The organism is Paenibacillus amylolyticus (assembly GCF_001570725.1).
Taxonomy (GTDB): domain Bacteria; phylum Bacillota; class Bacilli; order Paenibacillales; family Paenibacillaceae; genus Paenibacillus; species Paenibacillus amylolyticus_A.
The window spans coordinates 136,334-160,424 of the sequence record NZ_BCNV01000009.1; the positions used below are offsets into that span (position 1 = coordinate 136,334).

Below are 24,091 nucleotides of genomic sequence, written 5' to 3' on the forward strand. Positions count from 1 at the left end.
AAACAATCGTTAACACACGTTGTTAACAAGCACACTGTTCCCCATATCACCGTCCCTACTCTGCCACTTCAAGCTTCTTCATAAGCAAGTCATGACTCTCGTGGATCTCTTCTGGCTTACAGACAGATTTCAATTCGTATACCTTCACCTGTGCCCGGCGAATCATCGGCAGATAAGCATCATAAAAGTTCATGTCCTTACTGTGTACATAAGGGCACCAGTGATCAGAAAGACCAAGTGTCTCATGGATATGAACACCTACGATATCATCCATCAGCCCCTGCATTTCTCCCACACTATCATATAGGCCCAGCCGGTCCATCATGATGGCATGACCCGTATCGTACCAGATACCAACCGGTGCTCCTTTGAGAGCTGTGATGATGGTCTTGGCCTCGGCAAGGGTAGGAATCTGTTGCGGTCTGGATCTCGTCTCGATTCCAAAACGAACATCCAGACCTTTAGCTGCCGCTCGATTACACACCTCATCCAGACTGGCGATAATTTTCTCGACATAACCAGAACTGAGTGCCTCTCGCCGCTCCATCAGTTCCGCCCATTTGCTGCGATACTTCGGTGAATCCGGACCTTCCTCGTTGTAGAGCTTGCCAAGATCTTTGCTGATATCCTGAGGAAAAGGTACTTCTCCGGGATGCACAACAACAGCTTCTCCACCATAACGCTGGGCATATTCAGCCGACTCTACCAGCAACTCGATCGCCCGCTTACGTTTCACTTCATCTTCGAAGCCGAGCAAGATGGAATCCGTACCATAATCGGGATCAGGATCATGTGGAAACGTGTTATGAACACTGGAGACGCCGATGTCTCCGCGTTCAATCATGGGCTCAATGGTCTTGAGCATTTCCTTCGTCACATTATAATTGAGCTCCACTCGGCGAAAGCCGAGATCCGTAATCTCCCGTGTCATGTCTTCCCCAACGGTATGTTTCCTGATATTCCAGCACGTCGAAAATGAATATATACCTTTATCGTTTTGCTGCATCTGATTTCCTTCTCCTCCCCAACAGCTAGAGCTTGCCCAGTAGTTTTATATCAACCTTTTACCGCGCCAAGCATGGCACCGCTGACAAAATACTTTTGCAGCCACGGATAGACAAGCAGAATGGGTACCGTTGCGAATACAACTGTAGCTGCCTTGAGACTTTCCGGAGTCAGTGGTGTACGGTTAGCACCTTCCATCAATGTAAGTTCGCTTACCATGTTGTTTTGAACCATTTGGAAGAGCTTCAGTTGTAGTGGATACAACTTGGGATCATTAATATACAACAGTGAATCCTGGAATCCATTCCAGCGACCAACTGCATAGAATAGCGCTAATGTCGCAAGTACAGGCATGGATAATGGCAATATGATTTTGAATAGCGTGTGAACATGTGAGCTGCCGTCAATTTCTGCTGATTCTTCCAGACTTTCAGGAATGCCTCTGAAAAATGAGATCAGGATAATCAGGTTAAATGGACTCACCAGTCCCGGTAAGATCAGTGCCCAGACTGAGTTAAGCATATTGAGATCACGAATGAGCAAATACTCGGGAATCATCCCGCCACTGAAGAACATCGTAATGATGATGACATACATGAAGAGCTTGCGCCCTTTCAATTTTTTCTTGGTTAGGGGGTATGCAGCAGCAAGTGTGAATAACATGCACAACACTGTGGTTGCCACTGTCAGAACAGTCGTAAAGCCAAGTGAATATAGCATGGATTGATCAGAGAATACTTGGATATACGCATCCCAGTTGAATTCTTTAGGAAAAATGGTCACTTCTCCCGAAGTAATAGCCCGGTTAGAACTTAGTGATATCGCAATGGTGTGCAGAAATGGAGCCAGACAGAATATAACAAACAAACTGATAAAGGAGATATTAACGATATCAAAAATCCGATTTGAGGTGCGTTCACTCATATGCGCACAGCTCCTTTGCTGATGGTCTATACATACAAGCCGATTGGCGTATCTTTCATGCTTTGATAACTTATAAAATGCCTTCGCCGGTTGCCTTTTTTGAAATATAGTTAGAGCCAAGTACAAAGATTAGCCCTACAACAGCCTGGAATAGTCCTACGACAGTTGCCAGCGTGTATTGTCCTGATTCAAGACCGACCCTGTATACAAAAGTACTAAGTACATCTGAATATTCACGTACGGCTGTGTTACCGATAATATAAGGTCGATCAAAACCGATGCTGACCATATGTCCGAGATTAAGAATGAGCAAGGTCACAATGGTTGGCTTAATACTTGGCAACGTAATATGCCAGATTCTCTTCAGTCTTGAAGCTCCGTCAATCTCGGCAGCCTCAAACAGTTCCTTATTGACGCCGGTTAATGCGGCCAGATATAGAATGGTTCCCCATCCTGCACTTTGCCAGACACCTGTGAACAGGTACGTCACAAGCCATGGGTTTTTCTCTGTCAAAAATGGGATTGAATTTAAGCCCATACTCTCCAACACACCGTTAACCATACCGGATTGATTACCGAACAATTGGTATACAATTCCCCCGATGATAACCCAGGAGATAAAGTGAGGAATGTACAGAATCGTTTGCGATATTTTTTTAAACCATTTGAATCGAACTTCATAGAGCATGATGGCCAATATAATTGGAGCAGGGAACGAAACAAGCAGATCGAGGAAATTTAGCATGAAGGTATTTCGTAATGTGGTGTAGAAGTCCCGCATTCCAAATACTTCACGGAAAGCATCGAAACCGATCCACTCACTCCCGTTGATGCCCTGAAACAAGTTGAAATCCTTAAAAGCGATCTGAACCCCGTACATTGGGCCGTAACGAAAGATCAAGAAGTAGATCAGAGGCAGTGAGATGAGCGCATATAATTGCCAATACCTTTTCAAGTATGTGATGGTCAAGTCGGTTTCCTCCTATCAACAGAGAAACGGCTGTGCCGCCCATACTGGCGGCACGCGTTCCTTCCAAAGTTATGCGGTAAATTACATATTGATTTAGTAATCACAAGATAAATCTGTTTAATTGATAACGCTTACTGAAGTGCTGCTTCAAGCTCTTTCTTCAGCTCTGTGCCACCCAGTGACATGAAATCATTTATTTCTTTTTCATATACCGCTTCGAAGTCTGCCGGTTTAGCCATCGCAGTTTTCACAATAAGCACTTTCAACTTATCATTTAGCGCCGTACCATATTTAGATTCTGCTTCAATTGGTTTGCTGAAGATAACCGGGCCGATCGTATCCGTATTAGCGATATCAATAGACTGTCTCATCAGCTCATGGTTACGTTCTGGGAAGCCAGCAATCCATGCGGCTTCATTGGCTGCCTGATCTCCAACTACTTTACCGTTGGCAATAATGGCCATGTCACCACCGTTGTAGAGACGATCTTTGACATCCTGTGGTGCATCATCTTTAACAACTGGAACGCCATCAACCATATCGTAATTTTCACCTTCGACACCGGTGTTCATCTCCAGCAAGTTCGTTCCAGAAGCCATCCAGTCTAGGTATTTCACTGCTTCAACGGAACGTTTGCTGCTTTTTGGAATCATGATGTACATACCGTTGCTACCATAACGTGATTTGATGTGTTTGTTGTCCACATTCGAATTGGTGTAAGCGTCAACTGCTACAACTTTGCTATCCGGTACATTTTTGGACAAATTATCAAGCATACCATCTGCATACAGAATCTGACCTACGTCCTCAGACATGTAGCCAATATTACCGTTCTGGAAGTCTTTGACCAATTGCGTTTTTTCTTCATCAAGACTGAAGTCTTTGCTGATCAGACCTTCATTGTAAAGCTTGTTAAGGAACTGCATCGCATCTTTGAAGCCATCATGCAATGGTAGCTCGTAACGCTGACTGTACGTAAGCCCATCTTGTACAGGTTTAATGAAGGAGTAAATCAATGTTTCGTACTGCGCTGGGGCAAGTGCCATACCCATTGGGATGTTTTTGCTGCCCAGATTGCCCGGATCTTTCTCTTTGAATGCTTTCAACGTTTCGTACAGCTCATCCGTTGTTGTTGGAGCTTCCATGCCGACTTTATCGAGCCAATCCTGGCGGATATAGGAGTTGTAACGAGCCGTAATGGCACGTTTACCCGGAATAGCGAATTGCTGACCTTCAAGCTGACCGAATTTCAACAGGTCATCGCCGAGATATTCTTTTAAGTTAGGTGCATGTTCATTAAGAAGTTCACCTACGTCAGTTAGACCACCTTGCTGAGCATAACGGTAGAACACACTGGAGTCGTATACAAACACAATATCTGGAACGTCACTGGGGCTGGCCATTAACACGTTGAGCTTGGTTGTTTCTTCTGACCGTTGAACAGGTACGAATTGCACATCAATGTTATTCGGATCGCCGAATTTCTCTTGAACAAATTTAGTTAAGTAGTTGTTCGTGATCGTATGTGGAGAAGGACTGTTACCACGATCGAAAACCTCCACTTTCAAAGTAACACGCTCACCATTAGTTGTTGCCCCGCCTTCTGCTGATTCTTTTTCTGATGCAGACGAGCACCCCGCAAGTAAGGACACTCCCATTACTATTGTAAGTGCCAGACCCATCCATTTCTTCTTACTCCCTTTGGTTGCTTTTCCAATCATTTTGTCATCCCCTTTTACTTTGCGTGAATGTTTAAGGCTTGCTCCGAGTATTCCACATCTTTCTGACCTCTAGCAATAAACCAATTTCGGAAGCGCTTACAAGCGGATTATGGTTTATATGTTAAGCACATTTTCGCAGACTGATTATTTTCCCAAAGCTGCGCTGCTCTAGGCTGTGATGGCTCTCAACACCTCACGACTCGGAACTGCCTGTCCCCAATCGGATAAACCATTTTCACACACCGCCTATATTCGTAAACGGGGAAAAATAGGAATATTAGCTTGCTATCCTGCGAAAACCGTTGCATCGATCTCGGACAGCAGAGAACTGTTCAACGAAAACAGGGCGAACCTCTGCAAGCCTGCTCTCCTGGTGGAAAGTGACTGCATGAAATTCACCCTGTGCTATCCTGATGTACAGATCTCAGAATATGATCACTTTTGCGTTACTCTTCGGGTTCTCGATGTTCACGTTTCAAACGACGATAATCTCCTGGTGTAATGCCCGTTACCCGCTTAAATACACGTCCCAACGTAATTCCATTTGCATACCCGACCTTCAAGGCAATATCCTGCAAAGAGTAATCGGTATTGAGCAGAAGCTGCTCCGTCTCCTTCATGCGCAGCTCTGTAACAAAATCAACAAACTTCATGTTGAATTCTGTCTTGAACAAATAACTCGCATGTTTGCCCGTAATCTGGAATCGGTCGCTCAGATGTTTCAATGAAAGATCTGGATTCGCAAACTGTTCTTCGATATAATTTTTCATTTCGTTAACCATGGCTTTGTAACTCTTGGTTTCCGTGACCGCTACATACGTTCTGAACAGGTCCGTCAGACCATCGAACAAAAGACTCTTCACATCCGTAAGCGTCTCTGCCTCTTCCACAGTGCTTAACCATCTGTTGATGTTTTCTTCGGATAGCTCTTCCTGAAGCCCTTCCGACATCATGGCCACCTCTCGGCTGAGCATCTGTAACATGGCTTGAATCAGAGAACGAATCTCGTCATCCGGCAGTTTGTTCTTTTCAAATGCTGTAAAGATCTCCTCCAACTGTTCCCGCCACTGTCCACTCGACATCCGGAACCGCTTAACAAAGTCCGCAATCATCTGCAGATAAGTATAGGTATCCAGTAAAGGATGCTGTGGTTCGCCGCAGTCGGCTTGGCCCACATCTCCATTCATCAACAGTTTGCGTTGCATTACCGCTTCTGCAGCCGCATAGGAGTCTCGTATTGCACCAACTCCCTGAGCAATAGGTCCAATACCGAAGCTTAAGGAAATACGTAGATTTTGTTCTACCCAAGATTTGCATTCCTCAGCTACAATACGAATCTGCCCAGACATGTCCAAGTTGTTATCACTCTGTTCTTTGAACACAAAAAGGATTGCAATTCGATCTACACTAATCCATTCCGTCCAGCATTGTACTCCCGTATTACGTGACAGCTCTTGCAAAACGTTCATCAAGGCAAACTTCAGCGTATTTTGTTCACCTCTTGTGTACCTCTCCAGAAAACCCTTCTCATAACGGTTAATCTCTCCAACTACAACGACAAAGCGCGACGAGTCATACACATCATTCAGTGGAGAAAGCTCTTTTAATTGCTCTGCTGCGTTTTCCGTGTGTTCACCATGCAACAGGGCATTGAACAACTTGCTGCGCTGCATGAGTACATTTTCCCTGCTTTTCTTATCATAATCCATCATATGATTAATCAGATTTTCAAGCACACCGTCAATCATCTTCATCTCATCCGTGCGAGCACCCGAGTGTTCAAACGCCCGAATCTGATGAGACTCAATCCGGTTCATGATGATCTGAATGGGTTTATAGTTACGGCGAGTAATGTACACGATATACACAATCGCACAGATGACAGTCACAATAGCAATGATTACCCATACATAAGACACGACAGATACCCAGCCAAATAAGTTACCTGCCTTAATTCCACTGGATATTGTCCAGCCCAGTCTCTCTAGCGGTAGCGTATTCAGTTCCTGACCGTCTATCGAGCCTTCTTGGTCCGAGTGTGCATTGTACACAACCTTACCTTCCCGATCCGTAATCGTCAGGAATGAGAGCTGACCATTAACCATACTGTCTACACTCTGCTCAATGCTGCTCATCTTGATATTAATGACCAGTGTGCCCTGAGAGCCAAAAGGCAAAGGCATATCCTTGTTCACCGTTAATACGCGAATAGGGGTACGTTGAACAGAGTCCGCATCGAATTCCCGGACCGGCTGCCAGCCTGAACCGATAGACCCGGCTTCCATTTGATCAATCCATGCCTTATCCGAGAAACTTTCCACTTCTCTGGAACCACTTACGGTCAGTACATGTTTATTTCGCTTGTCATACAGATAGATGGATTGAATCCATGAGGATGAATTGGTTAGCTCACGTAAACTTTGCGCAATCGCATATACCGTGTCTGAGCTGGTCTGGTTTGTGTTATTAAAATAGAGCTTGTAGGCCTGCTGACTCTGTGCCGTTTCAAGGATAGATAGTTCAATATCTCTGATTGTACGATCCACCGTGTCTAACATATAACTGGAGGAGATCCGGTCTGCTTTTTTCGTTTCCTCCTTTGAGATGTCATTAATGAAGACAAACGCGATGAAAATGAGTATGGTCACCGTAAGAAAAAAAATCGGGAAATACGAGAACAGTAACCGGTAGTACCAATTACGAGACAATAGACCCCACTCCTCACTCCACGATGCCAATGTTCTCAGCCGTGGTTCTACTGTTCAGCATCCTCACCTCAGGGCTGAATACCATATGATAACGCTATCATAATTGATTTTATGTTATTATAGCACAAGCCTCCGAGCAGCAAAGCAAGAATTGAATTCGCAGAGTCAAAAGCAAAAAACCGTGCTGAGCAGACAACAACTCAGACACGGATCAGTTAATCTGGCAGTACACCGATAAATCCTCGATGCTCTAAATTCCAGAATCCTTAAACAATGTGGCCATGGAGCCACCATCCACAATAATACGTACGGCGCGGGCCAGCATGGGTGCAACAGGTAACACTTTGAAGCATTCAGGGTGATCATCTGGCAGGGCGATCGAGTCTGTAACCACCACCTCTTCAATAGACGGGTGATTCAATTTACTCACTGCCCCATCCGAGAACAATCCGTGTGTTGCACATACATATACATTTTTGGACCCACGTTCCTTCAACCCTTCCACGACATTCAGAATCGTTGTTCCGGTGTCGATCAGATCCTCAATAATAATGGGTGTCCGCCCTTCGACATCACCAATGACATGGGTGATCACCGATTCATTATGGCTTGGACGTTTCTTGATCATAATGGCAAATGGGGAATCCAGACGATTCGCCAGCTTCTCTGCCATCGATGCTCGTCCCGCATCCGGGGAGACCACAACAGGATTCTCGATTCCTTTGCTTAACAAATAGTCACTAATCAGATCCAGCGATGTCATATGGTCAACCGGAATGTTAAAGAATCCCTGTATGGCCGCTGCATGCAGATCGATCGTTACTACCCGATTGGCGCCAGCTGTCGTTAATACATCTGCTACCATCTTGGCCGAGATCGGCTCCCGAGGAGCAGATTTACGCTCTTGACGAGCATAACCGTAATACGGAACAATGATGTTCACAGTGCGCGCTGAAGCCCTCTTTGCGGCATCAATCATCACAAGCAGCTCGACAAACAGCTCATTGATCGGATGAGACAACGACTGTACCAGAAACACATCACAATTACGGATCGTTTCTTCATAATGAACGTAAATTTCTCCGCTCTTGAACCGGGACAGCTTGATCTTGCCCAGTTGTACTCCCAGCTTGTCACATACCTGTTCTGCCAGCTTAGGGTTCGATGAACCGGAAAAAATACGTAACGAATGCTGCATAATGCCCTCCCGAGGGTTGAAATCCCTATATAATCCCTTATCTAAAAGGTTATTTCCTACCCTCATTATACTCCACTGGCTTATACATTTAAAGGAATGAAAGAACGATGACGGCCTTCAAAAACAGCGACCTCCGTACAGCCCAACTCACGTAAAAGAGCTTCAGCTTCGGGCAAATAATCGCCCAGCTTCATTGGGTCATGTGCATCAGAGCCCATAGTTAATGGAATACCCAAGCGAATAGCTTCTGTCAGCATTCTGCGACTAGGGAACATCTCGGCACAAGGCTTCGATAATCCGGAAGCATTCAGCTCCATGGCGCAGCCGCTTTTGGCTATAGCCTGCAGCGCTGCGTTCTCCAATGTGATACGTTCTTCTGTCTGCTCCGCTGAAGGAACAAAGCCAAACCGTTTAATGACATCCGTATGGCCCATAATATCGTACATGCCCGTCGCAGCAGCCTTGCCTACAGCATCATAATACTGACGATATACTTCAAGGACGTCTTTGCCCTCCCAGTGATGGGTCTGGCGGAAGTCCGTAATGTCCCATTCCCCAAGGAAATGAACGGAGCCAATCACATAGTCCCATGGATAACGCTCGATGATTGCACGGATCTCTGTTTCCCAGCCTTCAATATAGTCACCTTCCAGACCAACACGTACGTCAATCTGTCCACGGTAACGTTCTTTCAGGGAGAAACATTCCTCTACGTAACGCGGCAGTTCATCCATAGGCATCGCCATTTCCGGATAATATTGAGCCGGATCGACATGCAACAATGGCATGTGATCGGATAATCCAATCTGGGATAGTCCGATCTCCACACCACGTTGCACGTATTCCTCCAGTTTACCGACTGCATGTCCACACCGCTCATGGTGTGTGTGATAGTCTATACGCACGTAACTCGCCTCCTAATCGCGGCGAGGCCGTTCATGACGGCGGCTCAGCTCTGACATAATATCGTCCAGCGGCAGCTTGCGCTCCTGTAACAGGACGAGCAGGTGATACATCAGGTCACTGACTTCCAGACGAAGCTCGTCATTATCTTTATTTTTGGCGGCGATAATCGTCTCGGACGCTTCTTCACCGATTTTTTTCAGTATTTTATCTACACCTTTATCGAACAGATACGTTGTATATGCACCCTCAGGGCGCTCACGTTCACGTTCTGCAATAACGGATTCTAGTTCAGCCAATACCTCGAAGCGGCTATCGGAACTGGAACTTGCAGAAGCAGATGCCGCACCCGCTTCATCCGAAGCCTCGTTTGCTGATTTCTCTGGCAAGCCAATGATTTCATTATGGAAACAAGTCACCGCACCTGTATGGCAAGCAGGACCATTGGGTTTGACCTCAACCAACAAGGTATCGCCGTCACAATCATATTTCAGGGAAGTAATCGTCTGCACGTTACCAGAGGTTGCACCTTTATGCCACAACTCCTGACGAGAGCGCGACCAGAACCAGGTCTCACCGGATTCCAGCGACAACTTCAGGGATTCACGATTCATATAAGCCATCATTAAAACTTCACGAGTATCCACATCCTGCACAATGGCAGGAACCAAATCATCACTCCAACGAATGTGTTCCACAACCTGTTCCAAGGATAACTGTTCCTTGATTTCATCGCTCACTTTAGTCACGGATCTCCACCCCTTGTTCTCTCAAATGTTGTTTAAGCGCCGGTACGGCGATTTCTTTGTAATGGAAAATCGTTGCGGCCAGACCTGCGTCCGCTTTTCCTGTGGTAAATACATCATAAAAATGAGATTCCTTGCCCGCACCGCCCGATGCGATGACTGGAATACGCACAGATTCGGATACGGCTGCCGTCAGCTTCAGATCGAAACCGTCTTTCGTTCCGTCCGCGTCCATACTTGTCAGCAGAATTTCTCCCGCGCCCAAGCTCTCTGCCTGTTTAACCCATTCCAGCGCCTTGATCCCAGAGGCTTTCCGTCCACCATGCGTGTAGACCTCCCACTCGCCCCAAGCTTCATTATACTTGGCGTCGATCGCTACGACGATACATTGGGAGCCAAAGCGACGTGCACCATCTGCAATCAACTGCGGGTTAAGTACAGCAGCTGTATTCACTGCAATTTTGTCTGCACCTGCACGGAGAATCCGCTTCATGTCCTCCACCTTGGAGATGCCACCACCTACCGTAAATGGAATCGCAATCTCGCCGGCTGTCTGCCGTACCACTTCTTCCATCGTTTCGCGGCCTTCTACCGAAGCGGAGATATCGAGAAATACCAATTCGTCCGCGCCCTCGCGGTCATATAGCGCCGCCAGCTCTACCGGATCACCCGCATCGCGGAGATTAACGAAGTTGACGCCTTTGACGACCCGGCCGTCCTTCACGTCCAGACAGGGAATGATTCTTTTTGCCAGCATGCTACCTCTTCCTCTCTAACCGGATATCCTTTACTTATTTACCGCACGTACTGCTTCAGACAGATCGATACTACCAGTATACAGCGCTTTGCCCACGATCGCTCCACCAACACCATCATCCGCATGACGACTCAGACGAAGCAGATCATCCATCACACTCACACCACCGGAAGCAATAACCGTCCGTCCACTTGCCTTGGCTAGCGACACAATCGCTTCCACATTAGGACCTTGCATCATGCCATCACGGGATATATCCGTAAAGATAAACGTTTCTGCTCCATATGCCGCCAGTTCCTTAGCAAGCACCTCTGCCTGTACTTCCGATGTTTCAAGCCAACCGCGAGTTGCCACGTAACCGTTACGCGCATCGATACCAATTGCAACCTTATCCCCGTAACGTCCCAATACTTCCTCTGTAAAAGCACGATCCTCAATCGCTGCTGTCCCGATGATCAGCCGGCTAACACCCAGACCCAGCAAACGCTCTACATCCGCTACCGTACGAAGTCCGCCACCAACCTGAACGGGTACGTTCACAGCCGAGGCAATCCGTCCGATCAGCTCATCGTTAACGGGACGTCCTGCTTTGGCCCCATCCAGATCCACCAGATGGACGTATGTACCGCCTTGCTTCTCCCAGGATAAAGCCACTTGAACCGGGTCATCGTTATAAACGGTCTCCTGATTATAATCTCCCTGCACCAGTCTTACACATTTGCCGTCCCGGATATCAATCGCCGGATATAGGATAAAAGATGACATAAAAGGCCTCCTGAATATGGATTAGATTTGTACGCTTAATTACATACTGACGATATGAATTCTATCGGTACGCTGGATTCTGTGCCCGCGTGTTTAACTTCAGGTATTTCTATAGGTTAGAAGAGTCGCGCAATCTCCATACCAGGCATGCAATGTTAACACACCTTAGCAGTGAGTCATCCGTCTCTGATCATATAAAATTGAAATTCAGCTAAAAACTTTTTCTTTAGGCTTCCGTAGACGATACATCCGTTCTCTTGCACCAGTCCTGTCATCCACAGAACGTATTCCAGAGGTATTTACCTTTGGACAGGCGCGCCTGTCAGAGCTAGAAAGTTGCCGAGCAGCTTCATCCCAAGTTCGCCACTTTTCTCCGGGTGGAACTGCATACCGAAGTTCGATCCTCTGCCTACAATGGCTGTAACCGGATGTCCGTAATCCGTCACTGCCAGCAGATCGTCTCTGTTTTCGGTAAGTGCATGATAGGAATGGACAAAGTAGACGTGACCTGCCTCAAGCCCAGTAAATAGTGGGTTTTCGGCGTGCAGGAATTCCAAACGGTTCCATCCCATATGAGGAACCTTCAGCTCTCCAGGTGCGAATCGCACCACTTTACCTGGAAAAATATCCAATCCCTCATGCTCGCCATGCTCTTCACTTGAGCTGAACAACAACTGCATGCCCAGACAGATACCGAGCAGTGGTTTGGATCCGGCAGCGGCTTCCTTCACCACCGTATCCAGTCCACTCTCCCGCAGGTGAACCATGGCATCACCAAAAGCACCTACGCCTGGCAAAATGACACCATCTGCGCCAAGAATCTCTTCCCGGTCACCCGTGACCAGCGCTTCGTAGCCAAGACGTTCGACCGCTTTGCCGACGCTGTGCAGGTTACCCATACCGTAATCGACAATTGCAATCGCCATCGTCTACAGCACTCCCTTCGTGGAAGGCACACCCGTTACACGTGGATCAATCATCGTTGCTTCATCCAGCGCACGTCCCAATGCCTTAAAGATCGCTTCAATCATGTGGTGCGTGTTCTGTCCATAGTGCACAATGACGTGTAGAGTAATCCGAGCTTCCAATGCCAATTTCCACAGGAATTCATGGACCAGCTCCGTGGAGAAACTACCTACCTGTTGGGAAGGGTATTCTGCACGATATTCAAAGTGAGGTCGGTTACTCACATCGATAATAACCTGGGCGAGCGCCTCGTCCATCGGTACAAACACACTGGCGTAGCGCTTGATGCCACGTTTGTCACCCAATGCTTCTCGCAACGTCTGTCCGAGACAGATCCCAATGTCTTCAACCGTGTGATGATCGTCGATGTCAATATCTCCGCGAGCCTGAACGTTCAGGTCGAATTGTCCGTGCTTCGTGAACAGATCCAGCATATGGTTCAGGAACGGTACATCCGTTTCAATCGTGGATTGTCCTGTTCCATCTACGGCAAAAGCCAATTGGATATTGGTCTCGTTTGTTTTGCGATCAACCTCTGCTTGGCGCACTGCGCCTTTGTTTTCAAGTTCCACACCATTATTTTGCTTATCCATTGTCTGATTCCGCCTTTCCTTCCTGTTCTAACCGTACAGCGATTGCACGGGCATGCCCTTCAAGACCCTCATGACGGGCCAACTCTATAATAGCCGCTCCGTTCTGCAGCAGCGCTTCTTTACTATAATAGATCAGACTCGATTTTTTGATAAAATCATCCACATCCACCGGTGAACTAAACCGTGCAGTTCCATTGGTCGGAATAATGTGATTGGGTCCGGCAAAATAGTCTCCTACCGGCTCCGAACTGTACGGGCCGAGGAAGATCGCACCGGCATTCTCGATCCGGCCAGCGTAAGCCATCGGCTCCTGCACCATGATCTCCAGATGCTCCGGTGCAAGCCGGTTCACCACATCGATTCCCTCATCGATGGAATCGACCACAATAATCGCGCCATACTGCTCTATCGAAGCAGCAGCGATATCGCGCCGCGGCAGCACTTCAAGCTGGCGCTGCACTTCGCCCTGCACGGCTTCCGCCAGCGTGGCCGAATTTGTGACGAGAATGGCCGATGCCATCTCGTCATGTTCCGCCTGCGACAACAGGTCGGCGGCGACATACACGGGATTCGCCGTATCATCGGCGAGCACCACAATCTCACTCGGCCCGGCGATACTATCGATATCGACCGCACCGTACACCTCGCGCTTCGCGAGCGCCACGTAAATATTGCCCGGTCCACAGATCTTGTCGACCGGGGCAATACTCTCCGTGCCGTAAGCGAGGGCGGCGATGGCTTGAGCGCCGCCAACCCGGTACATCTCGCTCACGCCTGCTTCCGCAGCAGCAACGAGAATGTACGGGTTAATACCTTCGCCACCGTTCGTAGACGGCGGCGTCACAAGAACAATCTCCGGCACGCCTGCCACCTGTGCCGGAATTACATTCATCAGCACAGACGATGGATACGCTGCTTTGCCGCCAGGTACATAGACACCGACCCGCTTCAGCGGTCGGATGACCTGGCCTAGCAGGCTGCCGTCCGGCTGCCAATCCATCCACGAGTTGCGTTTCTGCTTCTCGTGAAACGCACGAATGTTGGCGGCGGCTTGCCGAATCGCCGTCACAAAGGATGGCTCCACGGCTGCATAAGCCGCCTGCAGCTCTTCCTGCGGCACGCGCAAATTCGCGGCCGTCAGCTTCGTACGGTCCAGCTGCTCCGTGTAACGAAGCAGGGCCGCATCCCCTTCACGGCGAATGTCGCTGACAATACGCCGTACCGTTTCATTTTGCTCTGGCGTGCCATACTCTACTTCCCGCTTCAGATCAAACTCCCGTGCAGGTACTATTTTCATACGTACAACCTCCTTATCCCCTGTAATGTCTGCCTACTCATGGCCGATTCGCTTCTTTATTTTGTCTCTTACTCTTACTTTTGCTTCTGCTTTGTATGTTTCTCATCTATGTTTCCAAAACATTAATTTATCCCCGAAGACTTCCCGCCGAAATCTCATTCGATGCCGGAATGACCTGCTGAAGCGCATCACACAAAGCCTGGATTCGTGCATTTTTCATCCGATAACTTACCCGATTGGCGATAAGACGGCTCGTGATATCCAGAATGCCTGTCATCTCCACGAGTCCGTTCTCGCGCAGCGTCTGACCTGTCTCCACCAGATCGACGATTCGATCTGCCAGACCAATCAGGGGTGCGAGCTCAATGGAACCATTCAGCTTGATAACCTCGACCTGCTGCCCCTGCTCCCGGAAATACTGCGAAGCAATCCTAGGATACTTCGTTGCGACACGTTGCTGGATGCCGGGCTTCCAGTCCGGGAGTCCGATTACAGACATACGGCACTGGGCGATTCCCAGATTCAACAGTTCATACACGTCCCGATTTTCCTCCAGCAGCACGTCTTTACCGACAATTCCGATATCAGCAACACCGTACTCTACATACGTTGGAACATCCACGGGCTTCGCCATAATGAATTCCATTCCGGCTTCCGGTACTTCGATGACCAGTCTACGTGTATCGTCCACGTCTTCTGGAATATCCAGCCCCGCTTCACGGAACAATTTGGAGGCTTTTTTATAGATTCGGCCCTTCGGCATGGCCACCTTCAGAATATCCGACATCTCAGCGTCCTCCTTCTTCAGATCCGTAAGTAATAACCTGCTCAGCCTGAGCGGTTCTTGCTTCAACCGATACGACACTTGCCCCAGCCCCGTCTTCAGGAAGAAGGAGTGTCACTACATTTTGTCCCATACTGCGTAATCTTGCCGCTTCTGTTAGTGCCTCGGCCCGACGTTTCGGACTATATTGGATAAGTATTGGCTTTTTCTCTTCAATGATAATGCCATGCACGCCATCAATAATCCGGTTGGTTTTCAGTGCAAATCCTGTAGCTGGCAACGAGCGCCCAAACTGTTGTAAGAGATTATCATACCGTCCGCCGCTACATACCGGGGAGCCCAGTTCTGCTGCATACCCTTCAAACGTCATACCCGTATAATAGGAGAAATCACCGATCATCGTTAGATCAATCAGCACATGCTCGGATACACCGTATGCTTCCAGCACTTCGAATACTGCACACAGATGTGCAATCGACTGGGCTGCTTCAGCACTTGAACTTAGCTCTACCGCATGTGTGCATACTTCCTTACCACCGCGCAGACGAAGGATCGCTTCAAGCTGTTCTTTCAGCTTTGGCTCCAGATTCAATGCTTCAATCGACTGGCGATAGCCGACATAATCACGTCCGAGTAACCCTTCCTTCAATTGCTCTTGCTCAGCGGTCTGGCCTGGAATCACTTCCTCCAGTAACCCGTTCAGGAATCCCATGTGGCCCATGGCTATTTTAAAAGAAGACACGCCCGCTGCCTGCAAAGAGGCAATCGCAAGCGCAACAACTTCTGCATCCGCTTCAGGTGAATCGTCTCCAACCAGCTCCACGCCCGTCTGGAAGAATTCAGCCTCACGTCCAGCTTCCTCTTCAATGGAACGAAATACGTTCGCATGATAGGACAGACGCAGCGGTAACTGCTCATCTTTGAGCATGGATGAAACGACACGTGCAATTGGAGCTGTTAGATCCGATCTCAGTACCAGCGTGGTTCCACGGCTGTTCAATAATTTAAACAATTTGCGATCTGATGTGGAGCTCGCTACACCTACCGTGTCGTAGTATTCAATCGTTGGTGTGATGATCTGACGGTAACCCCAGCGTTCCATACATTCCAGTACATTCCGCTCAATCGTCCGTAGCTTGGATACTACATGTGGTGTGTAGTCGCGAAATCCGGTCGGTTTTTCAAAGCCTTTTGGTTTGGACATTGGTATTATTCACCCCGAGTCAGTAATTTAAGAGTTTTGCTCGTTCTATTTCAACAGGATTTATGTAGTGTAAATCCCCATTCTATCTTGTAACCCTGAATCACCGTAATGCTTCAAAAGCCTTCAACTATTGGTTTAGTTCAACCTTTATCACGTTATATTCTCTCAAGATACTTTCACATGGTAAAGTGCTAACAAACTAAAGGATATGGGATATGATAACATGAAATCCGCACTACCGTCAACAATACCGAAGCTTGATCACCCCTGGATGGACATATTGTTTTATACACATGCCGTTGTCCTCACCAATCGGTATTTATATACGAAAAAAGCTGCCATCAGCAGCTTTTTACTTCGAATCATCTTCATCGATTCATCTTCATTCATTACTTTATTGATTTAATGCACACTACCCTGAGAAGAATTATCCGTGTTAAAGACCGTCTCTTCCGTAGAAGCTGCCGAACGGGATAAATCACGTAATGGATTGCCTCCAACAAAAGCTCCTGGGGCAACATCCTTATGTACGACAGCTCCAGCAGCCACAACGGCTCCATCTCCTATCGTTACCCCGGGAAGAATCGTTGTGTTGGCACCAATCAGTACATTTTCCCCGATAATCACCTCACCGAGCCTGTACTCCTTAATGAGATACTCATGAGCGAGAATCGTTGTGTTGTAACCGATGACCGAGTTTTCACCGACCGTTATTTTTTCCGGAAAGAATACATCCACCATCACCATCAGGCCAAAGGCTGTATGTTTTCCCACCTTCATACCGAGCATCCGGCGGTAAATCCAGTTCTTCACCGATAGAATCGGACAGTAGCGTGACAATTGGATCCAGATAAAATTACGAACGCCCTTCCACGGACTCACTGTCTTGTAGATATGCCAAAGTGCATTCTGGTCCTCTACCGGATAGCGGGTTACTTTTCTCATGAACGTCCCGTTTCAATGCGGATGAGTTTCAACAAGTCTCTCATGTCGTGCAACATGTGATCCGGGCCATATCCGTTCAGGATCGTCTCCCCTTTAAGAGACCATGCAACCCCTGCCGAGAGAGCACCCGCATTTTGTGCCGATTGGATATCCACCGGACTGTCACCCACCATTAAGGTTTTGGCAGGATCTGCCCCCAGTTCCGTAATGGCTTTCAGAACAGGTTCAGCGTGCGGCTTCGGATTCGTTACGTCGGTCACTGTTACAATCGTCTTCATATATTTCAGTAGATCAAAACGTTCTAACACCTTTAATGTAGATGGACGAATTTTGGTCGTGACTACACCCATCACAATGCCGGCCTGATGTAGCGCCTCTACTACCTCAATAACATGTGGAAAAGGTCTAACCATCGCTTCATGATGGATATCATTATAGGCACGGTAACCCTTCACGTACTCGGAGACTTCCTCCTGGCCAGAGAAAGTCCGCATTTGCTGCTCCAGTGTGCCACCCATATGCGGAATAATCTGTTCCCGTGTCCATGGAGCTGAATGTTCCCATCCCCCCATGACGTGCTGGAATGAGCTGATAATCAGCTCATTGGTATCAATAATCGTTCCATCCAGATCGAACAATACCGTGTCAATCATGTTGCATTACTCCTTTTTATCTTCAACTTGCTTGGATTCATCTTTGGCTGGAGGTGTCACCTTATTCTCTTTGCCAGTAGCCGTTCCCGTATGCTCCATATCATCTGCAGGAACTTTGGACGATACAATCGGATCACTGTAACGAACATCCGCTTTGCCTGTCACTCTTCTCACCACAATGAATACAACAGCTACAATAATGATGCCAATAGCAAGCAGTTGCGAGATTCGTACGTTACCGTAAGCAGGATCAAGATATCCTTGTTCAAAGCCCATTGCAGTCATTGGAGACCACAGCCCGTTCACTAATGAAGCAACCCACTGCGGAGCCTGGAAGCCCAGACTATCCGTACGCAAAGCTTCAATGAAGAAGCGACCGATAGAGTACCAGATGAAATAAGACATGAACAGTTCACCTGAACGCAGAAACTTCTGACGACGCAGAACCAACAGCAGGACCAGACCAACGAGACTCCACATCGATTCATACAAAAATGCAGGATGGTGGAATACGCCTTCTACGTTCATTTGATTTACAATAAAGTCCGGCAGATGAAGCTTGTCTCTCAAAAATGATTCTTCCACAGGACCGCCGTAGGCTTCCTGATTCACAAAGTTACCCCAGCGTCCGATTAACTGTCCAACGAGTAGCCCAGGCGCACAGATATCGGCCATACGCCAGAAGTTATATCCTTTACGACGGAAGAAAATAACTGCACAGATGATAGCACCAATAAGTGCACCGTAGATGGCGATACCGCCATTCCATATTTTAAAGACATCCCAGAAATTATCCTTATAATCTTCCCACTTAAATGCTACGTAGTAGATACGGGCACCAATGATGGCAGAAGGCACGCCCAGCAGAACCATGTCCATGAACACTTCCTGTGGAATATTGTAGCGTTTGCCCTCCCGGATCACGAGCAGTAATCCTATCAGTGCCGCAGCACCAAGAATAAGCCCGTACCAGTGAACCTTTAACGCTCCAATAGAGAACGCAATTGGGTTCAACAGTAATAATGTATCCATTCATTCACACTCCTATAAATTCAATCAATCGCATGCATGACGAATGGTTGGCATACCCTGCGCCTTATGAGAAGCAGTTCATGTCAACCATTTGTCTTGACTTCCTTGTATAAAATATTTCTTAATCCATGTCTTCCATATCTTCCGAGATGGTTGCTGTCAGCTTGTTCGTGAATTGCAGTGCAGCATTCAGACCCATCTGTTTCAGGCGATAGTTCATGCCAGCCACTTCAATAATAACGGCCAAGTTCCGTCCCGGACGAACAGGAATCGTAACGAGAGGCACATCGGTATCAATGATGCGTGTAGTCTCTTCATCCAGACCCAGACGATCATATTGTTTATCCTGCTGCCATGCTTCCAGACGTACAACCAAGGTAATCCGTTTGTTATTCCGAACCGCACCGGCTCCGAACAATGTCATGACGTTGATGATACCTACACCTCGAATTTCGAGCAAGTGGCGGATCAATTCAGGTGCAGTACCGTGGAGCTGAAAATCTGACGTTTGACGGATCTCCACCGCATCATCGGCAATTAGTCGGTGTCCACGTTTAACCAGTTCAAGTGCTGTTTCACTCTTACCAATACCGCTACTACCCGTGATCAGCATACCTACGCCATAAACATCACAAAGTACACCGTGAATGGTTGCTGTAGGTGCCAGTTTCTTCTCCAGGAAACCGGTAATCCGGCTGGATAGAATCGTTGTCGCCATGTTGCTGCGAAGTACAGCCAGATTCTGCTCTTCACTGATATCAATCAGCTCTTGCGGAACCTCCAGTCCACGCGTGACAACGATACAAGGCGTCTCTTCCGTACAAAGACGTTGCATACGATCGCGCCGCTCTTGCTCGGGCAACATTGCAAAGAAGGCTAATTCCGTTCTTCCAAGTAGCTGTACCCGTTCTTGTGGATGGTATTCAAAATAACCGGCCATTTCCAGACCAGGACGGTTCAGATCATCTACCGTAATGACTCTTTTCAGTCCGTGAGATCCAGAAACAACCTCTAACTGAAACTGCTGCACCAATTCGGATACTTTCACTTTTTTCGCCATTTGTCTCTTCCTTTCAGCATTCGCTGTGCCTCTATGTACATCAGATCGTGTATCAGTTCTTTCCATTATTAGCGCATTCACAACATGGGGTACAGATGCATACCCTTCCAACAGTCCATTCTCTTAATCATAAGAAGACAGACCTTCAAATAATCTTAAATGAATTCCGGGCTGAATGCAATCTCGGCCTCCCACAACCATTAGTAAAAAAAGTTCTCTGATTGAAGCACTATCGAAGATGCTATATTCGTGGTTTAACGGTTGCTTTTCTTAAGTTATCGAATTCTTTAGCCCGCTGAAAACTTATAAATTATAATCTTAAAAAAAGCCCCTTCCAGCAATAACGGAAGGGGCTCTCATTACAATGTATAATTGCGTTAACTGTCAGGTTCCATCGTCACCGAGGAATCTCAGTAGTATTAGTCTTGAAGAAGTACGTTCACTTCAGTCTCTTTGTCAAAGATATGAACCTTGTTCATGTCGATGGCCATTTTAACTGTGGAACCATCACGAGTGTTAGAACGTCCGTCTACACGTGCGATCGTTGTATCGTTACCAACACCGCTCAAGTAGAGGAGCATTTCGTGACCCAGGTTCTCTGTAACATCTACGTGTGTAGAGAATACAGAGTTCGGGGATGCTTCCAGGAATACTGGCTCTTCGTGAATGTCTTCTGGACGAACACCCAGAATGACTTCTTTGCCAATGTATCCTCTAGATTTCAACACTTGTGCTTTACCTTGCGGGATTTCAACGTCCACGCCTGGAGCTACGAAGTGCAAGTTAGCACCTTGCTCAGCCAGTTTACCCGAGATAAAGTTCATTGTCGGGGAACCGATGAAACCAGCTACGAACAGGTTAGCCGGCAGGTTATACAACTCTTCCGGAGAAGCTGCTTGTTGGATGATACCATCCTTCATAACAACGATCCGATCACCCATCGTCATAGCTTCGATCTGGTCATGCGTTACGTAGATAACAGTTGTTTCCAAACGCTTCGCAAGTTTAGTGATCTCCGCACGCATTTGACCACGCAGTTTGGCATCCAAGTTGGAGAGAGGCTCATCCATCAAGAACACTTGTGGATCACGGACAATCGCACGTCCCAAAGCGACACGCTGACGTTGACCACCGGACAATGCCTTAGGTTTACGCTCAAGCAAATGCTCGATATCCAGGATTTTAGCTGCTTCACGTACACGTTTGTCGATCTCATCTTTTTTAACCTTACGCAATTTCAAACCAAACGCCATGTTTTGATATACGCTCATATGCGGATACAAGGCATAGGATTGGAATACCATTGCGATATCGCGGTCTTTAGGTGCAACATCATTAACGACACGGTCACCGATATAGAGTTTACCTTCAGAAATTTCCTCAAGGCCTGCGATCATACGCAGTGTTGTTGATTTACCACAACCGGACGGGCCTACCAATACCAGAAATTCTTTATCTTTAATGTCCAGGTTAATGTCAACTACAGTTGCTTTATCAGAACCCGGGTATTTTTTGAAAATATGCTCTAAACGTACTCCAGCCATGATTGTTGCCTCCTCAGAGATCATTTTGTAATCGAATACAATTTGTATTTTTATATTACCCTATCTGTATGAGGTTTGACTATTCGCAAACTGCACAAAAATATCAATGCTTTTTCGTCACTTTGTACATAAGCAGTAAAAACTGCACTAGAACAGCACTTTCGAAGTGCCTTACATCGTAACCAATCTCTTGTTTGATCTTGTCCAGACGGTACACCAGCGTATTTCGATGAATGAAAAGTCGTTTGGCTGTCTCACTAACATTACAGTCCAGGCTAAAAAAGGTCTCCAGCGTAGCAAGCGTCTCACTATCATTGAAGATTAACGTGTCCTTGCCTGTTTCCTGTATAAAGCGTATACGTTGTTCATCTGGAATGCTCGCTACCAAACGTTCCAGATGCAGATCCCATGGGAGATGAATGTGCTGCGTAACATGGAATGCTCTGCCCAACTGAACACTTTCTTTAAGAAGAGCAGTGACTGATACTAGTTGTTGTGCAGGAATGCATGGCAGGGATGCAGAGAGATGGAATACACCTGCCCATTCACTCGCGACCAATTCATGTAATCCCAGACAGAAAGCGTTTAGTGAATCTTTTTTGGCTTCCGTAGTATCTTCCTCGGCTTCTTCTGTAACAATCTCTTTATCACCCATAAAAATCCACTCTTGCTCCCCTAAAGGAATCAATACAATCTCCTCGCCAAAGTAACTCTCAAGCAACTTGTTCAGTTCCTTGGATCGTAAACGATGTGCATCAGGTGTATCCCCTTGTAGCAAGAACAGAATCTTCTCAGCATTCAATCCTGCAGCCACCACAAAGCGATCAGGAACACTTTCAGATTCCTGCTTGGTTGGTTGTTTGATCTGCTCTGTAAGCCAGAGACCCAGTTCAGTCAGATACTGCTCTCTATCATTCTCATATACAATAGGCTGTATATCATCAGATCGTCCCGTGTTAGTACGGATCAAAAGCTCAATAAACCGCCGTGTTTCCACAGTAATAGATCTGGCTACGCATCCCCAACACACGACAGTCTCTTCTTTCTCATTCATCCGAACCTTAAAAAAGATACGCTCTCCCGTATTCAAACTGATCACATCGGATAATGTACTTTGGGATATAGAGTGATCAGGTAACCCCTGAATCTCACCTTCATCACCAAAGATCTCTGAATTCCCATGAAGACCAACCAGATTTACTACGGATTGCGTCCATTCTTGTATTGTGATTTCATATTCGTCCAAAGTTGTGCCTATAATGACTTCAATTTGCTGTTTTAGATCAGGTATGAGCTTCATATAATGAACGTCACCACTCTGCATGTTTTCTATTAGTTTATCATATCTTGCCCAGCATTAATAAATATCCATATTTCGTTAAAATTACACAACAAAAAAGAGCGACTAATCAAATTAATGATTAATCACTCTTTTCTTAAAGATGAGTCATGAAGGGCTCGAACCTTCGACACCCTGATTAAAAGTCAGGTGCTCTACCAACTGAGCTAATGACTCATAAAACTGGTGGAGGATGATGGATTCGAACCACCGAACCCGTACGGGAGCAGATTTACAGTCTGATGCGTTTGGCCACTTCGCTAATCCTCCAAGGATTAAAGGTGGCTCGGGACGGAATCGAACCGCCGACACGAGGATTTTCAGTCCTCTGCTCTACCGACTGAGCTACCGAGCCATATTTAATTTTTAGGATTAATGGCGGAACCGACGGGATTCGAACCCGCGATCTCCTGCGTGACAGGCAGGCATGTTAGGCCAACTACACCACGGTTCCAGGCATTAATGGTGCCGGCGAGAGGACTTGAACCCCCAACCTACTGATTACAAGTCAGTTGCTCTACCAGTTGAGCTACACCGGCGTATATGGTGGAGGCTGAGGGGATCGAACCCCCGACCCTCTGCTTGTAAGGCAGATGCTCTCCCAGCTGAGCTAAGCCTCCTGGGTAATATGGTAGCGGCGGAGGGGATCGAACCCCCGACCTTACGGGTATGAACCGTACGCTCTAGCCAGCTGAGCTACACCGCCATATTAATTGTGTCTTGATTGCTTGTCCATCTTTAGGTAAAGATGGCGGAGAGAGAGGGATTCGAACCCTCGCACCGCTTACGCAGTCTAACCCCTTAGCAGAGGGTCCCCTTATAGCCACTTGGGTATCTCTCCAAATAACAATCTTCAACATCATTCAAGGATTGCTCCCTGAAAACTAGATTCGAAACGAAACACGCGAATGATCACTTGCATATTTGGATAAGCCCTCGACCGATTAGTACTGGTCAGCTCCATGCATTGCTGCACT

21 protein-coding genes and 8 tRNA genes are annotated in these 24,091 nt (G+C 47.1%); all 29 read right to left on the bottom strand.

Going from position 1 to position 24,091, the window contains the following annotated elements; genetic code table 11:
• Positions 1-55 precede the first annotated feature (55 nt).
• On the bottom strand, positions 56-1,006 hold the full coding sequence (locus PAHA3_RS27045; protein ID WP_062837758.1) for a sugar phosphate isomerase/epimerase family protein: 951 nt from the start codon (positions 1,004-1,006) through the stop codon (positions 56-58).
• Positions 1,007-1,056: 50 nt separating this feature from the next.
• The gene (locus PAHA3_RS27050) at positions 1,057-1,929 is read right to left on the bottom strand and encodes a carbohydrate ABC transporter permease (protein ID WP_062837759.1); all 873 of its coding nucleotides are present in this window, start codon (positions 1,927-1,929) and stop codon (positions 1,057-1,059) included.
• 70 nt (positions 1,930-1,999) lie between these two features.
• The gene (locus tag PAHA3_RS27055; RefSeq protein ID WP_062837760.1) at positions 2,000-2,899 is read right to left on the bottom strand and encodes an ABC transporter permease; all 900 of its coding nucleotides are present in this window, start codon (positions 2,897-2,899) and stop codon (positions 2,000-2,002) included.
• A gap of 131 nt (positions 2,900-3,030) precedes the next feature.
• Positions 3,031-4,620 (bottom strand): extracellular solute-binding protein, encoded by a 1,590-nt coding sequence (locus PAHA3_RS27060; protein ID WP_062837761.1) that lies wholly within the window; start codon positions 4,618-4,620, stop codon positions 3,031-3,033.
• 446 nt (positions 4,621-5,066) lie between these two features.
• Positions 5,067-7,328, bottom strand: a complete 2,262-nt coding sequence (locus PAHA3_RS27065) for a helix-turn-helix domain-containing protein (RefSeq protein ID WP_062837762.1) — start codon at positions 7,326-7,328, stop codon at positions 5,067-5,069.
• Between the two features lie 250 nt (positions 7,329-7,578).
• Positions 7,579-8,526, bottom strand: coding sequence for a ribose-phosphate diphosphokinase (locus PAHA3_RS27070; RefSeq protein WP_036616184.1), 948 nt, complete (start codon positions 8,524-8,526; stop codon positions 7,579-7,581).
• Positions 8,527-8,606: 80 nt separating this feature from the next.
• Entirely contained in the window at positions 8,607-9,431 is an 825-nt protein-coding gene (hisJ, locus tag PAHA3_RS27075; RefSeq protein ID WP_062837763.1) for a histidinol-phosphatase HisJ, read from the bottom strand.
• 12 nt (positions 9,432-9,443) lie between these two features.
• Positions 9,444-10,178 (bottom strand): bifunctional phosphoribosyl-AMP cyclohydrolase/phosphoribosyl-ATP diphosphatase HisIE, encoded by a 735-nt coding sequence (gene hisIE, locus PAHA3_RS27080; RefSeq protein WP_371327969.1) that lies wholly within the window; start codon positions 10,176-10,178, stop codon positions 9,444-9,446.
• Positions 10,171-10,932, bottom strand: coding sequence for an imidazole glycerol phosphate synthase subunit HisF (gene hisF, locus PAHA3_RS27085; protein ID WP_062837765.1), 762 nt, complete (start codon positions 10,930-10,932; stop codon positions 10,171-10,173). The genes hisIE and hisF overlap by 8 nt, the downstream gene beginning before the upstream one ends.
• Positions 10,933-10,962: 30 nt before the next feature.
• Positions 10,963-11,697 (bottom strand): 1-(5-phosphoribosyl)-5-[(5-phosphoribosylamino)methylideneamino]imidazole-4-carboxamide isomerase, encoded by a 735-nt coding sequence (gene hisA, locus PAHA3_RS27090; protein ID WP_062837766.1) that lies wholly within the window; start codon positions 11,695-11,697, stop codon positions 10,963-10,965.
• Positions 11,698-11,996: 299 nt separating this feature from the next.
• Entirely contained in the window at positions 11,997-12,623 is a 627-nt protein-coding gene (gene hisH, locus PAHA3_RS27095) for an imidazole glycerol phosphate synthase subunit HisH (RefSeq protein ID WP_062837767.1), read from the bottom strand.
• 3 nt (positions 12,624-12,626) lie between these two features.
• Positions 12,627-13,256: an imidazoleglycerol-phosphate dehydratase HisB gene (gene hisB / locus PAHA3_RS27100; protein ID WP_062837768.1), complete on the bottom strand. Its 630-nt coding sequence runs from the start codon at positions 13,254-13,256 to the stop codon at positions 12,627-12,629.
• Positions 13,249-14,553 carry a histidinol dehydrogenase gene (hisD, locus tag PAHA3_RS27105; protein WP_062837769.1) on the bottom strand — a complete coding sequence of 435 codons (1,305 nt, stop codon included), beginning with the start codon at positions 14,551-14,553 and terminating at the stop codon, positions 13,249-13,251. Before hisD ends, hisB begins: the two co-directional genes overlap by 8 nt.
• 127 nt (positions 14,554-14,680) lie before the next feature.
• Positions 14,681-15,340, bottom strand: coding sequence for an ATP phosphoribosyltransferase (hisG, locus tag PAHA3_RS27110; RefSeq protein WP_062837770.1), 660 nt, complete (start codon positions 15,338-15,340; stop codon positions 14,681-14,683).
• A gap of 1 nt (position 15,341) precedes the next feature.
• Positions 15,342-16,541, bottom strand: coding sequence for an ATP phosphoribosyltransferase regulatory subunit (locus PAHA3_RS27115; protein WP_062837771.1), 1,200 nt, complete (start codon positions 16,539-16,541; stop codon positions 15,342-15,344).
• A 402-nt stretch (positions 16,542-16,943) separates the two neighbouring features.
• Positions 16,944-17,486: an acyltransferase gene (locus PAHA3_RS27120; RefSeq protein WP_062837772.1), complete on the bottom strand. Its 543-nt coding sequence runs from the start codon at positions 17,484-17,486 to the stop codon at positions 16,944-16,946.
• Positions 17,483-18,139, bottom strand: coding sequence for a pyrophosphatase PpaX (ppaX, locus tag PAHA3_RS27125; RefSeq protein ID WP_062837773.1), 657 nt, complete (start codon positions 18,137-18,139; stop codon positions 17,483-17,485). The genes PAHA3_RS27120 and ppaX overlap by 4 nt, the downstream gene beginning before the upstream one ends.
• Positions 18,140-18,145: 6 nt before the next feature.
• A complete protein-coding gene (gene lgt / locus PAHA3_RS27130) occupies positions 18,146-19,171 on the bottom strand; it encodes a prolipoprotein diacylglyceryl transferase (RefSeq protein ID WP_062837774.1) in 1,026 nt (341 codons plus the stop codon).
• Positions 19,172-19,292: 121 nt separating this feature from the next.
• Positions 19,293-20,231 (bottom strand): HPr(Ser) kinase/phosphatase, encoded by a 939-nt coding sequence (gene hprK, locus PAHA3_RS27135; RefSeq protein WP_017691278.1) that lies wholly within the window; start codon positions 20,229-20,231, stop codon positions 19,293-19,295.
• 419 nt (positions 20,232-20,650) lie between these two features.
• Positions 20,651-21,775 carry an ABC transporter ATP-binding protein gene (locus PAHA3_RS27140; RefSeq protein ID WP_062837775.1) on the bottom strand — a complete coding sequence of 375 codons (1,125 nt, stop codon included), beginning with the start codon at positions 21,773-21,775 and terminating at the stop codon, positions 20,651-20,653.
• A 103-nt stretch (positions 21,776-21,878) separates the two neighbouring features.
• Entirely contained in the window at positions 21,879-23,075 is a 1,197-nt protein-coding gene (locus PAHA3_RS27145) for a PucR family transcriptional regulator (protein ID WP_062837776.1), read from the bottom strand.
• A gap of 143 nt (positions 23,076-23,218) precedes the next feature.
• Positions 23,219-23,291, bottom strand: a tRNA-Lys gene (locus PAHA3_RS27150).
• A gap of 7 nt (positions 23,292-23,298) precedes the next feature.
• Positions 23,299-23,384: transfer RNA gene (locus PAHA3_RS27155), tRNA-Tyr, on the bottom strand.
• A 12-nt stretch (positions 23,385-23,396) separates the two neighbouring features.
• Positions 23,397-23,469, bottom strand: a tRNA-Phe gene (locus PAHA3_RS27160).
• Positions 23,470-23,490: 21 nt separating this feature from the next.
• Positions 23,491-23,568: transfer RNA gene (locus PAHA3_RS27165), tRNA-Asp, on the bottom strand.
• A gap of 9 nt (positions 23,569-23,577) precedes the next feature.
• A tRNA-Thr gene (locus PAHA3_RS27170) sits at positions 23,578-23,653 on the bottom strand.
• Between the two features lie 5 nt (positions 23,654-23,658).
• Positions 23,659-23,734: transfer RNA gene (locus PAHA3_RS27175), tRNA-Val, on the bottom strand.
• 9 nt (positions 23,735-23,743) lie between these two features.
• A tRNA-Met gene (locus PAHA3_RS27180) sits at positions 23,744-23,820 on the bottom strand.
• 43 nt (positions 23,821-23,863) lie between these two features.
• Positions 23,864-23,955, bottom strand: a tRNA-Ser gene (locus tag PAHA3_RS27185).
• Positions 23,956-24,091: the final 136 nt, after the last annotated feature.

Bases quoted from the DNA above. Each gene is read 5' to 3' on its own strand.
- hisB (WP_062837768.1), bottom strand. From the start codon at position 13,256: ATGGATAAGCAAAATAATGGTGTGGAACTTGAAAACAAAGGCGCAGTG.
- PAHA3_RS27070 (WP_036616184.1), bottom strand. From the start codon at position 8,526: ATGCAGCATTCGTTACGTATTTTTTCCGGTTCATCGAACCCTAAGCTG.
- hisA (WP_062837766.1), bottom strand. From the start codon at position 11,697: ATGTCATCTTTTATCCTATATCCGGCGATTGATATCCGGGACGGCAAA.
- PAHA3_RS27140 (WP_062837775.1), bottom strand. From the start codon at position 21,775: ATGGCTGGAGTACGTTTAGAGCATATTTTCAAAAAATACCCGGGTTCT.
- hprK (WP_017691278.1), bottom strand. From the start codon at position 20,231: ATGGCGAAAAAAGTGAAAGTATCCGAATTGGTGCAGCAGTTTCAGTTA.
- PAHA3_RS27145 (WP_062837776.1), bottom strand. From the start codon at position 23,075: ATGAAGCTCATACCTGATCTAAAACAGCAAATTGAAGTCATTATAGGC.
- PAHA3_RS27060 (WP_062837761.1), bottom strand. From the start codon at position 4,620: ATGATTGGAAAAGCAACCAAAGGGAGTAAGAAGAAATGGATGGGTCTG.
- PAHA3_RS27050 (WP_062837759.1), bottom strand. From the start codon at position 1,929: ATGAGTGAACGCACCTCAAATCGGATTTTTGATATCGTTAATATCTCC.
- ppaX (WP_062837773.1), bottom strand. From the start codon at position 18,139: ATGATTGACACGGTATTGTTCGATCTGGATGGAACGATTATTGATACC.
- hisD (WP_062837769.1), bottom strand. From the start codon at position 14,553: ATGAAAATAGTACCTGCACGGGAGTTTGATCTGAAGCGGGAAGTAGAG.
- lgt (WP_062837774.1), bottom strand. From the start codon at position 19,171: ATGGATACATTATTACTGTTGAACCCAATTGCGTTCTCTATTGGAGCG.
- PAHA3_RS27045 (WP_062837758.1), bottom strand. From the start codon at position 1,006: ATGCAGCAAAACGATAAAGGTATATATTCATTTTCGACGTGCTGGAAT.
- hisH (WP_062837767.1), bottom strand. From the start codon at position 12,623: ATGGCGATTGCAATTGTCGATTACGGTATGGGTAACCTGCACAGCGTC.
- hisG (WP_062837770.1), bottom strand. From the start codon at position 15,340: ATGTCGGATATTCTGAAGGTGGCCATGCCGAAGGGCCGAATCTATAAA.
- PAHA3_RS27115 (WP_062837771.1), bottom strand. From the start codon at position 16,541: ATGTCCAAACCAAAAGGCTTTGAAAAACCGACCGGATTTCGCGACTAC.
- hisF (WP_062837765.1), bottom strand. From the start codon at position 10,932: ATGCTGGCAAAAAGAATCATTCCCTGTCTGGACGTGAAGGACGGCCGG.
- PAHA3_RS27120 (WP_062837772.1), bottom strand. From the start codon at position 17,486: ATGAGAAAAGTAACCCGCTATCCGGTAGAGGACCAGAATGCACTTTGG.